This window comes from Streptomyces sp. NPDC016677 (genome assembly GCF_055562815.1).
The window spans coordinates 589,306-602,684 of the sequence record NZ_JBVHEO010000001.1; the positions used below are offsets into that span (position 1 = coordinate 589,306).

Annotated in this window: 12 protein-coding genes; 2 read left to right on the forward strand and 10 right to left on the reverse strand. The window is 73.3% G+C overall.

Annotated features, from left to right (window positions below; translation table 11 throughout):
• Positions 1–51: 51 nt before the first annotated feature.
• The 6 genes from ACZ3IG_RS02565 to ACZ3IG_RS02590 all read right to left on the reverse strand — a co-directional run bounded on the left by ACZ3IG_RS02565 (position 52) and on the right by ACZ3IG_RS02590 (position 7,299).
• Positions 52–1,209, reverse strand: a complete 1,158-nt coding sequence (locus ACZ3IG_RS02565; RefSeq protein ID WP_467428257.1) for an alkaline phosphatase PhoX — start codon at positions 1,207–1,209, stop codon at positions 52–54.
• Between the two features lie 124 nt (positions 1,210–1,333).
• Positions 1,334–1,918, reverse strand: coding sequence for an ALF repeat-containing protein (locus ACZ3IG_RS02570; protein ID WP_467428258.1), 585 nt, complete (start codon positions 1,916–1,918; stop codon positions 1,334–1,336).
• Between the two features lie 149 nt (positions 1,919–2,067).
• On the reverse strand, positions 2,068–3,012 hold the full coding sequence (locus tag ACZ3IG_RS02575) for an SMP-30/gluconolactonase/LRE family protein (RefSeq protein ID WP_467428260.1): 945 nt from the start codon (positions 3,010–3,012) through the stop codon (positions 2,068–2,070).
• A 119-nt stretch (positions 3,013–3,131) separates the two neighbouring features.
• Entirely contained in the window at positions 3,132–3,500 is a 369-nt protein-coding gene (gene nirD / locus ACZ3IG_RS02580; protein WP_467428261.1) for a nitrite reductase small subunit NirD, read from the reverse strand.
• The gene (gene nirB / locus ACZ3IG_RS02585; RefSeq protein ID WP_467428262.1) at positions 3,497–6,085 is read right to left on the reverse strand and encodes a nitrite reductase large subunit NirB; all 2,589 of its coding nucleotides are present in this window, start codon (positions 6,083–6,085) and stop codon (positions 3,497–3,499) included. The genes nirD and nirB overlap by 4 nt, the downstream gene beginning before the upstream one ends.
• A complete protein-coding gene (locus ACZ3IG_RS02590; protein ID WP_467428264.1) occupies positions 6,085–7,299 on the reverse strand; it encodes an NAD(P)/FAD-dependent oxidoreductase in 1,215 nt (404 codons plus the stop codon). The genes nirB and ACZ3IG_RS02590 overlap by 1 nt, the downstream gene beginning before the upstream one ends.
• A gap of 120 nt (positions 7,300–7,419) precedes the next feature.
• Between ACZ3IG_RS02590 and ACZ3IG_RS02595 the strand changes: the two genes are divergently transcribed.
• Positions 7,420–8,202 (forward strand): sulfite exporter TauE/SafE family protein, encoded by a 783-nt coding sequence (locus ACZ3IG_RS02595; RefSeq protein ID WP_467428266.1) that lies wholly within the window; start codon positions 7,420–7,422, stop codon positions 8,200–8,202.
• A 10-nt stretch (positions 8,203–8,212) separates the two neighbouring features.
• Here the strand turns inward: ACZ3IG_RS02595 and ACZ3IG_RS02600 are convergent, their stop codons facing one another.
• On the reverse strand, positions 8,213–8,839 hold the full coding sequence (locus ACZ3IG_RS02600) for a class F sortase (RefSeq protein ID WP_467428267.1): 627 nt from the start codon (positions 8,837–8,839) through the stop codon (positions 8,213–8,215).
• Positions 8,840–8,950: 111 nt separating this feature from the next.
• Positions 8,951–9,496, reverse strand: coding sequence for a hypothetical protein (locus ACZ3IG_RS02605; protein WP_467428268.1), 546 nt, complete (start codon positions 9,494–9,496; stop codon positions 8,951–8,953).
• Between the two features lie 152 nt (positions 9,497–9,648).
• Here ACZ3IG_RS02605 and ACZ3IG_RS02610 point away from each other — a divergent pair, with 152 nt between their 5' ends.
• Positions 9,649–10,236, forward strand: a complete 588-nt coding sequence (locus ACZ3IG_RS02610; protein WP_467428269.1) for an NADPH-dependent FMN reductase — start codon at positions 9,649–9,651, stop codon at positions 10,234–10,236.
• 198 nt (positions 10,237–10,434) lie between these two features.
• Here the strand turns inward: ACZ3IG_RS02610 and ACZ3IG_RS02615 are convergent, their stop codons facing one another.
• Together ACZ3IG_RS02615 and ACZ3IG_RS02620 are read right to left on the reverse strand one after the other, a co-directional pair.
• On the reverse strand, positions 10,435–10,788 hold the full coding sequence (locus ACZ3IG_RS02615; RefSeq protein ID WP_467428271.1) for a beta/gamma crystallin domain-containing protein: 354 nt from the start codon (positions 10,786–10,788) through the stop codon (positions 10,435–10,437).
• Between the two features lie 338 nt (positions 10,789–11,126).
• A complete protein-coding gene (locus ACZ3IG_RS02620) occupies positions 11,127–13,358 on the reverse strand; it encodes a molybdopterin oxidoreductase family protein (RefSeq protein WP_467428272.1) in 2,232 nt (743 codons plus the stop codon).
• Positions 13,359–13,379 lie beyond the last annotated feature (21 nt).

Here is a 13,379-nt window from a genome sequence, read left to right on the forward strand (position 1 = left end):
GTGCATCGGTCTGTGGAGGGGATGTGATGAAGCCGTGATGCGACTGTGTCGTCAGGTGCGGAAGGGGCCCCGCACCTCGTAGGTGATCCCGCCCGACGAACTCCCGCTCGTCCCCCGCTGGCTGGAGAAGTACAGCCGCGTGCCGTCCGGGGAGAACGCCGGGCCCGTGATCTCCGAGCCCGACTGGCCGTCGATGCGCAGGAAGGGGGCGATGACGTCGTCCGGGGTGATGACGCAGATGTCCATGGTGCCGCCGTCCTCCGCGACGAACAGGTCGCCGGAGGCGGAGCCCGTGACGTTGTCGACGCCGGTGAGGGGGGCCGTGGAGCCGGTCACCAGGGAGTCGTCGTAGGCGAGTTCGATGGTCTGGGCGGCGGCGTCGTACTGCCAGACGCGGTTGTCGCCCTTGGTGGTGAACCAGCAGGTGCCGTCGGTGTAGTAGCAGCCCTCGCCGCCGTTGAAGCGCTTGGCGCCGAAGACCTGGTCGCGGGTGGCGGTGGCGCCGGCCGGGTCGGGGACGCGGGACCAGGTCACCGGGCCGCTGGTGGCGGTGGAGCCGACCAGGACCTCCAGGGTGCCGGCGGACAGGTCGCCCCAGGTCGTCGGGCGGAAGCGGTAGAAGCAGCCGTCGGTGACGTCCTCGGTCAGGTAGACGGCCTTCCGGACCGGGTCGGCCGCCGCCGCCTCGTGCTTGAAGCGGCCCATCGCGTCCCGGCGGACGGCCGCCTGCACACCCCACGGGTCGGTCTCGTAGACGTACCCCCGGTCCACCTCCTCGCAGGAGAGCCAGGTGTTCCACGGGGTCTTGCCGCCCGCGCAGTTGGTGCGGGTGCCGGACAGGACGCGGTAGGCGGCGGTGATCGCGCCGGTCGAGGAGAACACGACGGCGCTCGCCCCGCCGCCGGGGTTGATCTCCGAGTTGGAGACGTAGATCCAGCCCGGGCCGTCGGCGTAACAGGCGCCGCCGTCCGGGGCGTCGTGCCAGGTGTACGACGTCCCGGGGACCGTCTGGCGGGACCGGGCGACGACCCGGCTGGTGAAGCCGGACGGGAGTCTGATGCCGTTGGCGTCGGGGGAGCCCAGCGCCCCGTACGGACCGGTGCCGGGCCGGGCCAGGGCGGCGTACGCGGCGCCGCGCCACAGGGTGCCGCCCAGGGCGGCGGAGGTGCCGCCGAGAGCGACCGCACGAAGGAGAGTACGACGTTCCACTGTCACTCCTGAGGTGCCGTGACCGCCCCGCCGCCGGGTGACGACGGGGTCGTGCGGTCAGGCACCCTAGGAGAGCGCGATGGACAGGTCATGGACATGCCGTGACGGGCCGCCGTACAAGGCCCTAGCCGTCGACCTCGTACCGCCCGACCTCCAGGAAGTACCGCAGGCCCTCCGGGGTGTTGTCGTCCAGCGCCGCGCTCGCCGCCGCGCGCAGGGCGTCGCTGCTGGCCGGGTCGGCGAGGATGCGGGTGATGGCGACGCGGTCGTCCTCGGCCTGGGCGAGGCGGTAGCCGGTCTCCAGCCAGGCGCGTATCTCGTCGGGGTCGTTGTTGTCGAGGAGCTGGTTGACCTCCGCGATGACGCGCCTGCCGCTGTCGGGGTCGGCGAGGATGCGGGTGACGGCGACGCGGTCGTCCTCGGCCTGGGCGAGGCGGTAGCCGGTCTCCAGCCAGGCGCGCATCTCCTCCACGGTGCCGTTGTCGAGGAGCGCGTTGGCCTCCTTGATCACGCGCTTGCCGCTGTCGGGGTCGGCGAGGACACGGGCGATCGCCACCCGCAGGTCGTCCGCGTCCATCTCGTCGTAGGGCGAGTCCGCCACCGCCACGGCGGTCACCGGGGCCGCGGCGGCGAAGGACGGGGTGGCGAGCAGCAGCGCCGGGGCGAGGGCGCCGGCGGCCACGGCGAGGGTCACGCGGGTCAGTCTCACGGAGTCAACCACCTTGTGTCGTAGTCGCGGGACGAGGCGACGGCATCGTCCCAGCGGGGACGGGCCGGGGCACTGCCCGGACCGGGCAGTTCCCGCCGGTCATCATTGCCGGTGGCCCGCCCTGTGTCAGCACGATTTCCGCCGGGGCGCTACAGCGGTACCGCCACCGCGTCGAACGTCGTCTCCGGCGTCTGCGGGCTGGTGAACCGGGCGTTGACCAGGTACAGACGGTCGCCGTGGCGGGCGGCGGTGGTGGGGACGTCGAAGCGGGGGTCGGTGATCGTGCGGCGCAGGGTGGCCGTCGTCGCCCGGGCGTCCAGCTCCCAGACGCTGACCAGGTTCAGGCGGTTCTGTACGACGTACAGGGTGCGGCCGATGCGCAGCAGGCCGTCGCCGTTGACCACGTCGGCCGCGCCGGAGAGCCTGATCCGGCGGGCGGCGCCGGTGCGGAGGCTGACGCGGTACAGCTCGCCCGGCGTGCTCTTGACGACGATCAGACCGGTGCCGTCGGGCGAACCGGCCAGGCCGTTGGCGTTGTTGACGTCCGGGAGCTGTTCCCAGTCGCCGGTCAGCGGCAGCGCGCGGACCTCGCCGCGCCGGCCGCGCGGGACGCCGTACAGGACCGCCTCGCGGGAGTCGGTGAACCAGGCGCGGTCGCCGAGCAGCACGACGTCGTTGACGAAGTGGCCGGTGGGAGACGTGAGTCGGTGGGTGTGCAGCAGCGTCCCCGTGCGGGCGTCCAGGACGCGGGCCGTGCCGCCGCCGCCCCCGGCGACGTACAGCAGGCCGTCCCGGTCGAGTTTCAGGCCGATGGACGCGAGACCGCTGCCGCCGCCCCACAGCACCTCGCCCGCGCCGGTGCGCAGGTCGGTCCGGTAGACGGCGCCGTCGGCGCGCGAGCCCAGGTACGCGTACGGCCGGGTGCCGATGGTGATGCCCTCGGGGAGCCAGCCGTCGGGCAGCGGGAACCCGGTGGGCCGGCCGCGCCCGGGGGCGGCCTGGGCGGAGCCGGTGCCGGCGGCCACCGCGAGGGCGGCGACGGCGGCCCCGCCGAGCAGCGCGCGGCGGGACGGGCGCGGGCGGTTCTCGGTCATGGTGCGCCTCCGTGACGGGGGTGACATGAGCGGATCCAGTGAAACGCCGGCGCCCCGGTTTCACGACGCGCCCGCCGAACCCGACAGGAAACCGACAGGGCGCGGCGGGCGGCGGGGCGTCAGACCACCGCCGTGGCGGCCAGCGCCCGCACCTCGTACGCCGTCACCCGCACCGACTCGTCGTCCAGGCACTGCCCGGTGGCGAGGTCGAAGCGCTGCTTCAGCAGCGGGGAGGCGACGAACGGGCGGCCCCCGTGGGTGCCGGTCAGGCCCCGGGAGAGGACCGCCGCGCCGGTGAACGGGTCGCGGTTGTCGATGGCGTACAGCGTGCCGGCGCGGTCGCGGAAGAGGGCCGCCTGGGTGCCGTCGGGGAGCAGGGCCGCCACGCCCCGGCCGGGGAACAGGCGGTTCAGGTCGCAGACGGTGAACCAGTCGTCCGCCAGGCGGAGCTGGACCGACAGGTCGGTGGTCTCGGGGGCCAGGGTCATCGCTGGGAGGTTCCTTCCAGGGGGCGGTGGCCGATGGAGAGCAGCGGCAGGTCGGGCTTCATCTGGTCGCGTTCCGGTACGAAGCCGACGACCGGGTCGGGGGTGTCCGGCGCGTTGACGAAGGACACGAACCGGGCGAGCTTCTCGGGGTCGTTGATGGTCTCGGCCCACTCGTCGCGGTAGCCGGCGACGTGCGCGGACATCAGCCGCTCCAGCTCGTCGCAGATGCCGAGCGAGTCGTGCACGACCACGTCGCGTACGTGGTCCAGGCCGCCGGGCAGCCGCTCCAGCCAGGTCGAGGTGCGCTCCAGCCGGTCGGCGGTGCGGATGTAGAACATCAGGAACCGGTCGATCAGGCGCACCAGTTCGGCGTCGGACAGGTCCTGCGCGAGCAGGTCGGCGTGGCGCGGGGTGGCGCCGCCGTTGCCGCCGACGTAGAGGTTCCAGCCACTGGAGGTGGCGATGACGCCGAAGTCCTTCGACTGGGCCTCGGCGCACTCCCGGGCGCAGCCCGACACCGCCGACTTCAGCTTGTGCGGCGACCGCAGCCCCCGGTACCGCAGCTCCAGGTCGATCGCCATCCGCACCGAGTCCTGCACGCCGTACCGGCACCAGGTCTGCCCCACGCACGACTTCACCGTCCGCAGCGACTTGCCGTACGCGTGCCCGGACTCGAAGCCCGCGTCCACCAGCCGCGCCCAGATCGACGGGAGCTGTTCCACCCGCGCGCCGAACATGTCGATCCGCTGACCGCCGGTGATCTTCGTGTAGAGCCCGAAGTCCCGCGCGATCTCACCGATCACGATCAGCTTCTCCGGCGCGATCTCCCCGCCGGGGATCCGCGGGACGACGGAGTACGAGCCGTTCTTCTGGAGATTGGCCAGGAAGTGGTCGTTGGTGTCCTGGAGCGCGGCCTGCTCACCGTCGAGGACGTAGCCGCTCGCGCCGATCGCCGGGGCGAGGGAGGCGATGATCGAGCCGACCGTCGGCTTGCAGACCTCGCACCCGTCGCCGCCCCGGGCCGCCTCCCGGCCGTACCGGTCGAGCAGCTCCTGGTAGGAGGTGATCCGCAGGGCGAGGACGATCTCGTACAGCTCCTCGCGGGTCTGGCCGAAGCAGCCGCACAGGCCCTTGTCGACCTCGACGCCGCTCGCCTCCAGCTCGGCGGTGACCAGCTGCCCCAGCACCTTCACGCACGAGCCGCAGCCGGTGCCGGCCCTGGTGCACTTCTTCACCTCGGGCACCGTCACGCACTGGTGCTCGGTGACCGCCCCCCGGATCGTGCCCTTGGTGACGTTGTGGCAGGAGCAGATGACGGCGTCGTCGGGGAGGGCGGCCGGGCCGAGCTGCGCCGGCGCCCCCGCCCCGGCCGGCAGCACCAGTGACTCCGGCGAGACCGGCGGCACCGACCCGGTGAACGCCTTCAGCGTGCCGTACGCCTCCGCGTCCCCGACCAGGATGCCGCCGAGCAGCGTGCCGTCCCGGCCGATGACCAGCTTCTTGTACAGCCCCGCGCGGGAGTCGGAGTACACCACGTCCAGGCAGCCGTCCGCCGTGCCGTGCGCGTCGCCGAAGGACGCCACGTCCACGCCGAGCAGCTTCAGCTTGGTGGACAGGTCGGCGCCGGTGAACGCCGCCTCGTCCTCGGCGATCGTCGCGGCGGCCGTCGCCGCCTGCTCGTACCCGGGCGCGACCAGCCCGTACACCCGCCCGTCGGAGGCCAGCGCGCACTCGCCGATCGCGAAGACGCGCGGGTCGGACACGGTCCGGCACTGCTCGTCCACCGCGATGCCGCCGCGCTCGCCGACCGTCAGCCCGCACTCCCGGGCGAGCTGGTCGCGGGGCCGCACCCCGGCGCTGAACACGACCAGGTCGGTGGCGAGTTCGGACCCGTCGGACAGCTTCATGCCCCGCACGGCGCCCTCACCGTCGGTCACGATCTCCTGCGTGCCGACGCCGGTGTGCACGGACAGCCCCATCTCCTCGATGGTCCGCAGCAGTGCGGCGCCCCCGCCCTCGTCCACCTGTACGGGCATCAGCCGGGGCGCGAACTCCACGATGTGCGAGGTGAGCCCGAGCCCTTTCAGCGCACCCGCCGCCTCCAGGCCCAGCAGCCCGCCGCCCACCACCGCGCCGGTCGTCGCGGTCTTCGCGTACTCCTCGATGGCGAGCAGGTCCTCGATCGTGCGGTACACGAAACAGCCGGTGGCGTCCTTGCCGGGGACCGGCGGCACGAAGGGGTACGAGCCGGTGGCCAGCACCAGCACGTCGTACCCGACGACCAGCCCCGACCGCGCCGTCACCGTCCTCGCCTCCCGGTCGACCGACTCGGCCGGGTCACCGACGTACAGCTCGATGCCGTGCTCCGCGATGAACGCCGGGTCGGTCATCGACAGGTCGTCGGGCGTCTTCCCCGAGAAGTACGAGGTGAGGGCGACCCGGTCGTAGGCGGGACGCGGCTCCTCGCACAGCACGACCACGCGGTGCGTGGCGGTCAGGCCGCGCTCGGCGAGCGCTTCGAGGAAGCGCTGGCCGACCATGCCGTGGCCGACGAGCACGATCGTGGCCGTCTTCTCCGTGGACATCAGGAGCCTCCGTCGTTGGTGAGCAGGTGGAGCAGGGGGCCGTCGTCGGGGAGCGGCTCTGCTCCCTCCCAGGCGCGGGCGAGGGCGCCGACGGTGCCGAGTTCGCCGACCAGGACCCCGCCGACCAGCCGGTCGTCGCGGACGACGACCTTGCGGTACGTGCCCCGGGTGGCGTCGGCGAGCTGCACGACGTCATCGCCCGGGAGGGGGTCGGTCTCACCGAACGCGGCGAGGTCGAAGGGGCTGTCCGGCCCGGTCAGGGTGAGCCGGGTCAGCGAGCGGGTGCCGCCGTAGCGGGCGGCCGGGTCACCGGCCAGCGACCGGGCGAGCGCGTCGGCCTGTTCCAGCGCCGGCGTGGCGAGCCCGTACAGGGTGCCGGCGTGCTGCGCGCAGTCGCCGATCGCGCGGACGCGCGGGTCGCTGGTGCGCAGCTCGTCGTCGACGACGACGCCTTTGCGTACGTCGAGACCGGCCTGCGCCGCGAGACCGGTACGCGGCCGGACCCCGCACGCCAGCACCACCAGGTCGGCGTCGAGGGCGTATCCGTCGGCCAGCTCGACCGACCGCACCGCGCCGCCGACGCAGCGCACATCGCGCACCCGGCACTCGGTGTGGACCTCGACGCCGAGGGCCTCCAGGTGCCGGCGGACCAGCCGGGAGGCGGCCGGGTCGAGCTGCCGTTCCATCAGCCGTTCGGACTGCTGGGCCAGCACCACCTGGGCGCCGCGCACCGCGAGCGCCCGCGCGGCGGACACCCCGAGCAGCCCGCCCCCGATCACGACCGCCCGCGCCCCCGGCCGCACCGCCCGCGACAACGCCAGGCAGTCGTCCAGGGTCCGGAACGCGTGCACGCCCCGGGGCAGCTCGTGCCCGCCGGTGAACAGCCCCCGCAGCGGCGGCAGCACGGCGTTGGACCCGGTCGCCAGGACCAGCGTGTCGTATGCGATCACCGAGCCGTCGGCCTGGGTGACGGTCCGCGCGTCCCGGTCGATGCCGGTGACCCGGCCCCGGACCAGCCCGGCGGGCTCCGGCAGCGCGATCACCTCGGCGCCGTACCGTCCGGCCAGCACCTCGGCGAGCAGCACCCGGTTGTACGGCGGGTGCCGCTCCTCGCCGATCAGCAGCGCGGGCACGCCCAGCTCGCCGAGGCGCCGGGTGAGGGTGACACCCGCGAGGCCGGCGCCGATCACCACCACACGCGTATTCGAGGTCATGCCACCGAGCGTGCGGTGCCGGTGTTACCCGGCCGCATCACCTCTGTTTCCCGCGCGGAACGCTGCCCTCAGTGGCGGCGGGACGCGGGTGTGAGGGAACGCCGCGTTATCGTCATGATCATGCCCGACATCACGCTGACCATGATCATTCTTCTCTGTCTGGCGGCCCTGGCCGCCGGCTGGATCGACGCCGTGGTCGGCGGCGGCGGGCTCCTGCTGCTGCCCGTCCTCCTGCTCGGCCTGCCCGCGGGCACCCCGGCCGCGCACGCGCTGGGCACCAACAAGGCGGTGGCGATCGTGGGCACCACGGGCGCCGCGGTGACGTACGCCCGCAAGGCCCCCGTCGACGTCCGGCTCGCCGTCCGCATCGGCCTGGCGGCCCTGGCCGGCTCGTCCGGCGGGGCGTTCTTCGCGGCCGGCATGAGCACCGAGGTCCTCAAGCCGGTCATCATGGTGGTCCTGCTCGCGGTCGCGGCGTTCGTGATCCTCCGCCCGGCCTTCGGCACCGCCCCCGCCACCGGCCCGGCCACCCGCCGCCAGATCCTCGCCGCGATCGGCCTCGCCGGTCTCGGCATCGGCTTCTACGACGGCCTGATAGGCCCCGGCACCGGCACCTTCCTCGTCCTGGCGCTCACCGCCGTCCTCCACCTCGACCTGGTCACGGCCTCCGCGACCGCCAAGATCGTCAACTGCTGCACCAACGCCGGCGCGCTCGCCACCTTCGCCTGGCAGGGCGCGGTCCTGTGGCAACTGGCCGCCCTGATGGCCGCCTTCAACCTCGCCGGCGGCATGCTCGGCGCGCACACGGCCCTGAAGAAGGGCAGCGGCTTCGTCCGGATCGTGCTGCTGACGGTCGTCTTCGCCCTCGTGGCGAACATGGCGTACGAACAGTGGGTGGCCTGACCCGCACGGCTCACCGGCGGCTGCCGGTCAGATGGGCGAAGACCACCACGTTCCCCTGATAGCCCGTTCCGCGCGACCAGCCGCCCCCACACGTGATGACCCGCAGCTCGGCCCGCCCGGCGCGGCCGTACACCTTCTCGTCGGGGAAGTCCGCGGCGTCGTACACCTCCACCGCGTGCACGGTGAACACCGCCACCGACCCGTCCCGCCGGTCCACCTCCACCGTGCTGCCCCGCTTCAGCGCGCCGAGCCGGTAGAAGACGGCGGGCCCCCGCGTGTTGTCGACGTGCCCGGCGACGATCGCGGTCCCGGTCTCACCGGGCGTGGTGCCGGCCTCGTACCAGCCGGCGAGGTTGTCGTCCTCCGCGGGCGGCACCTCCAGGCTGCCGCCGGCGGTCAGCCCGAGGCCGGTCAGCGGGGCGCTGACGCCGATCGCGGGGATACGCACACGGTCGGGCGGGGAGGGCGGCAGCGGCGGGGCGTCGGGCGCCTGCCGGCCGTGCCCGGCGCGGGCCTCGACGGCGGAGGGCTGCGGCGGGGGCCCGGACCCGGCGCCACCCCACAGCAGCCAGGCCCCCGAGCCGAGGGCGAGGACGGTGACGCCCGCTATGACGGTGTTGCCGACCCTGCGGCGCATGAGGAGGACCCTTCTCCCTTCGCCCCGGGCCCCCTCCGGGCCGCGAGGGGCGTCGGACCCGGAGGGGGTGGGGAAGTGCGGTACCGGCGGACGGGCGGCGGAGGGTGCCCGTCAGATCCCGTCGCCTCTCGCCCGGCGATGCAGGAGCCAGGTACCGCCCGCGGCGGCGACGGCCAGAGCCGCCACACCGGCCGCGGTCCGCACGGGATCGGGGCCCAACGCGCCACCGACCCCCGTCTTCACGCTCCCCTTCGGATACACCTGCGCCCCCGCCTGAGCCCCCGCCGACAAGGTGACCACCAGATCCCCCGCCACCCGCTTCCCGCTCCCCGCACAGGTGGCGACGATCTCGTACGTCCCCGGCTGCGCACCCGGCGGCACCCGGAACCCACCGGTCGTCGTCCCGGCCCCGTCGTCCGGCGCCAGCGTGAACGCGCCGGCCCCCACGGCACTGGCGTCCCCGGCCGCCGTACCGCCCTGTCCGCAGGCATCCGTGTCCACCGCCGCCCGGTCGCCCGGCACGACCGAGGCCGGCCGCAGCAGCAGCCCACCGGACGGATCGCCGGGCACGCCGCCGTACGCGGGCCCCGCGACGATCAGGCCGGCACCGGCCGCGGCGAGTGCGGTACCGGTCAGCAGGCGGGCGGTACGTCGCATCAGCAGTACTCCTTCGAGGTGGCCGGCTCGGGCTGTCGGTGACCCCTGCGCCTCCGAGCAAAGTGGCAGCGGGCGCGCCCCGCTCCCTGGGCCGGGTGAACGGGTGACCTCCACTTGACCTCAACCAAACGTGAGGTACGAGGCTGCTCGCCATGAAGACGACAGACGCCCCCCTGCGCACCACCCTCGTCATCGGCAGCAACCGCCACGGCCGCTTCGCCCCCGTCGTCGCCGACTGGCTCCTGGACCGCCTCCGGGCCCGCGCCGACCTGGCCCCGCGGGTCATCGACGTCGCCACGGCGCCCCACCTGCCGACCACCTTCGCCCGCTCCCCCGAGACGGACACCGCGCTGGCCTCCGTCACCCCGGACCTGGCCTCCGCCGACGCCTTCGTCGTCCTCACCCCCGAGTACAACCACTCCTTCCCGGCGGCCCTGAAGAACCTCATCGACTGGCACTACACGGAATGGCAGGCCAAGCCCGTTGCCCTGGTCACCTACGGCGGCCTGGCCGGTGGCCTGCGCGCCGCCGAGCACCTCCGTCAGGTCTTCGCGGAACTCCACGCCGTGACCGTCCGCGACACGGTCTCCTTCCACAACGCGGGCGCCGCCTTCGACGACGAGGGCCGCCTGAAGGACCCGTCCGGCCCGGACGCGGCGGCGAAGGTGATGCTGGACCAGCTGACGTGGTGGGGGAGGGCCCTGCGGGAGGCGAGGGAACGCCGCCCGTACGGCGGTTGAGGCCGTGGGCATCGAATGAGCGGCCCGTGAGCACTCCAGGCCGGAGTGCTCACGCTCTGGAACGCGAGGCCGACCACGGCTCCCAGGCCGGCGGAACAGCCACCGGCGCGCCCAGGCCGAGGGCCGCTCCTCCGCGGCGGGGATGCCGGTGCGGAGGAGCGGCCCTCGGTGCGCGTCACGACGCCTGCGGGAAGTTCCTCACAGGATTTCGATGGCGTTGACCTTCGGCGGGCGGTTCGGGAAGTTGATCACCGTATTCCGCGCGATCTTCACCACGTCGCCGTTGTTGTCGTAGTACTTCACGTCGTTGTTCCCGGTGGAGATCTTGTCGACCCACCACCCGCCGAAGTTCGTCTTCCCGGCGTTCGCGTAACAGTCCACGCTGTCGGTGCCGTTCATGTGGGACCAGATCTTCAGGAACGCCTTGTCGGGGTCGCAGGTGACCTTGTTGATCGCGTGCGCGGTCCCGGTCGGCCCGACCAGCGTGAACGCGGCGGCCGCGGCGATCGCCGAGGCCAGGGCCCGCACGACGCTCTTCTTCTTCGAGTTCATGTTCTCTCCCAGAGCCGGATGCAGAACGGTGCATTCCGCAGCCAACTTTCCTGTCCTCCCCGGCGCGAGAACAAGACTTGCCCGGGCATATCACCCCTTCGGGTGGAGCGCTGAAAGCGGAGGAACCGCAGACCGCATTCCGTCGATCCCGCATTGCCGTAAACCCGTTACCCGGGAATTCGCACAGCGCTCGCAGATCGAACGTCCGGACGTGAAATCCGGGCCCGGCCGCGACTTCCCGCACAACCTCGGCAAAAACGAATCGCCCCGAATCCGGCGGACCTGTTCGCGAACCCGATGACGCAGAAGCGCCTGGTGCGAACTGGACGTCCAGCGCGCTACGACACCGCCTCCACCCGCACCGCGCACACCTTGAACTCCGGCATCCGCGACGTCGGATCCAGCGCCGGGTTGGTCAGCACATTCGCACGCCCCTCACCCGGCCAGTGGAACGGCATGAACACCGTGTCCGGACGGATACCGGTCGTGATCCGGGCCGGGGCCACCACCCGCCCCCGCCGCGACACGACCGCCACCGGGTCACCCTCCGCCGCCCCCAGCCGCGCCGCCAGCCGGGGATGCAGCTCCACGAACGGCCCCGGCGCCGCCGCGTTCAGCTCGTCCACCCGCCGGGTCTGGGCGCCCGACTGGTACTGCGCCACCACCCGCCCGGTGGTCAGCAGCACCGGGTACTCCTCGTCCGTCTCCTCCGCCGCGGGCCGGTGCGCGACCGGCACGAACCGGGCCCGCCCGTCCTCCGTGGCGAACCGGTCGAGAAACAGACGCGGCGTGCCGGGGTGAACCCCCGCACTCCCCGGACCCACCGCATCCCCGCCGACCGCATCAAGACCCACCGCATCCCCGCCGACCGCATCGAAACCCACCGCATCCCCGCCGACCGCATCGAGACCCGCCGCATCCGCGCCGACCGCATCCGGACCCCCCGCGTCCCCCGCCGGACACGGCCAGAACACCCCGCCCTCCTCGGCCAGCCGCCCGTAACTGATCCCGGAGTAGTCCGCGACCCCGCCCGCACTCGCCCGCCGCAGTTCCTCGAACACCTCCTCCGGATCGGCCGGGAACCCCTTCTCCACCCCCAGCCGGTCGGCCAGCTCCCGCAGCACCTCCAGGTCGCTGCGGACCCCGTCCGGCGGCGTGATCGCCCGGCGCCGCAGCAGCACCCGCCCTTCCAGACTGGTCGTCGTCCCCGTCTCCTCCGCCCACTGCGTCACCGGCAGCACCACGTCCGCCAGTTCCCCCGTCTCCGACAGCACCACGTCGCACACCGCCAGGAAGTCCAACGACCGCAACCGCGACTCCACATGAGCCGCCCGCGGCGCCGACACCACCGGGTTGGACCCCATGACCAGCAGCGACCGCACATCCCTCCCCAACGCGTCCAGCAGCTCGTACGCGCTGCGCCCCGGCCCCGGCAGCGACTCCGGGTCCACCCCCCACACCTCGGCCACATGCCGCCGCGCCGCCGGATCGGTCAGCTTCCGGTAGCCGGGCAACTGGTCGGCCTTCTGCCCGTGTTCACGCCCGCCCTGCCCGTTGCCCTGTCCGGTCAGACAGCCGTACCCGGAGTACGGCCGCCCGGCCCGCCCGGTCGCCAGGCACAGGTTGATCCACGCGCCCACCGTGTCCGTGCCCTTGGACTGCTGCTCGGGCCCGCGCGCGGTCAGCACCATCGCCGCCGGTGGCGCGCAGAACATCCGCACGGCCTCCCGCAGCTCCGGTACGGGAACCCCGGTGATCCGCTCCACGTACTCCGGCCAGTGCGCCATCGCCGCCGCCCGCGCCTCCTCCCAGCCGGAGGTCCGCTCGGCCACGTACTCCTCGTCGACCCGCCCCTGGGCCACCACCAGGTGCAGCAGGCCCAGCGCCAGCGCCAGATCCGTACCCGGCCGGGGCGCCAGATGCAGGTCGGCCTGCTCGGCCGTCTTCGTGCGGCGCGGATCGACGACGATCAGCGTGCCGCCGTTCTCCTTCAGCTCGCGGAAGAAGCGCATCGACGGCGGCATGGTCTCGGCCGGATTCGACCCGACCAGGATCACGCAGCCCGTCCTCGGAATGTCCTCCAGCGGAAACGGCAGCCCCCGGTCGAGGCCGAACGCCTTCGTGCCGGCCGCCGCCGCCGACGACATGCAGAACCGCCCGTTGTAGTCGATCTGCGAGGTCCCCAGCACCACCCGTGCGAACTTCCCCAGCGCGTACGCCTTCTCGTTGGTCAGCCCGCCCCCGCCGAACACCCCGAGCGCGTCCGCGCCGTACTCCGCGCGGACCGACCGCAGCGCCCCGGCGATCCGGTCCAGCGCCTCGTCCCACCCCGCCTCGACCAGCGTCCCGTCCGCCGCCCGCACCAGCGGCGACGTCAGCCGCACCCGCGAGGACAGCACCGCCGGCGCCGTCCGCCCCTTGCCGCACAGCGCACCCCGGTTCACCGGGAAGTCCACCCGCTCGGAGACCTCCACGGTCCCGTCGGCGGCCGACGTCAGGTTCATGCCGCACTGCAGGGCGCAGTACGGGCAGTGCGTCGGCGTGGGTGTCGGCGTCGCGATGTTCTGCATGTCACCCACAGTGCGGCGCGC

What these genes read in the sequence shown, in the direction of transcription:
- ACZ3IG_RS02575 (WP_467428260.1), bottom strand. Translation starts at nt 3,012, where the DNA reads ATGACCGAGAACCGCCCGCGCCCGTCCCGCCGCGCGCTGCTCGGCGGG.
- nirD (WP_467428261.1), bottom strand. Translation starts at nt 3,500, where the DNA reads ATGACCCTGGCCCCCGAGACCACCGACCTGTCGGTCCAGCTCCGCCTG.
- nirB (WP_467428262.1), bottom strand. Translation starts at nt 6,085, where the DNA reads ATGTCCACGGAGAAGACGGCCACGATCGTGCTCGTCGGCCACGGCATG.
- ACZ3IG_RS02590 (WP_467428264.1), bottom strand. Translation starts at nt 7,299, where the DNA reads ATGACCTCGAATACGCGTGTGGTGGTGATCGGCGCCGGCCTCGCGGGT.
- ACZ3IG_RS02595 (WP_467428266.1), top strand. Translation starts at nt 7,420, where the DNA reads ATGCCCGACATCACGCTGACCATGATCATTCTTCTCTGTCTGGCGGCC.
- ACZ3IG_RS02600 (WP_467428267.1), bottom strand. Translation starts at nt 8,839, where the DNA reads ATGCGCCGCAGGGTCGGCAACACCGTCATAGCGGGCGTCACCGTCCTC.
- ACZ3IG_RS02605 (WP_467428268.1), bottom strand. Translation starts at nt 9,496, where the DNA reads ATGCGACGTACCGCCCGCCTGCTGACCGGTACCGCACTCGCCGCGGCC.
- ACZ3IG_RS02610 (WP_467428269.1), top strand. Translation starts at nt 9,649, where the DNA reads ATGAAGACGACAGACGCCCCCCTGCGCACCACCCTCGTCATCGGCAGC.
- ACZ3IG_RS02615 (WP_467428271.1), bottom strand. Translation starts at nt 10,788, where the DNA reads ATGAACTCGAAGAAGAAGAGCGTCGTGCGGGCCCTGGCCTCGGCGATC.
- ACZ3IG_RS02620 (WP_467428272.1), bottom strand. Translation starts at nt 13,358, where the DNA reads ATGCAGAACATCGCGACGCCGACACCCACGCCGACGCACTGCCCGTAC.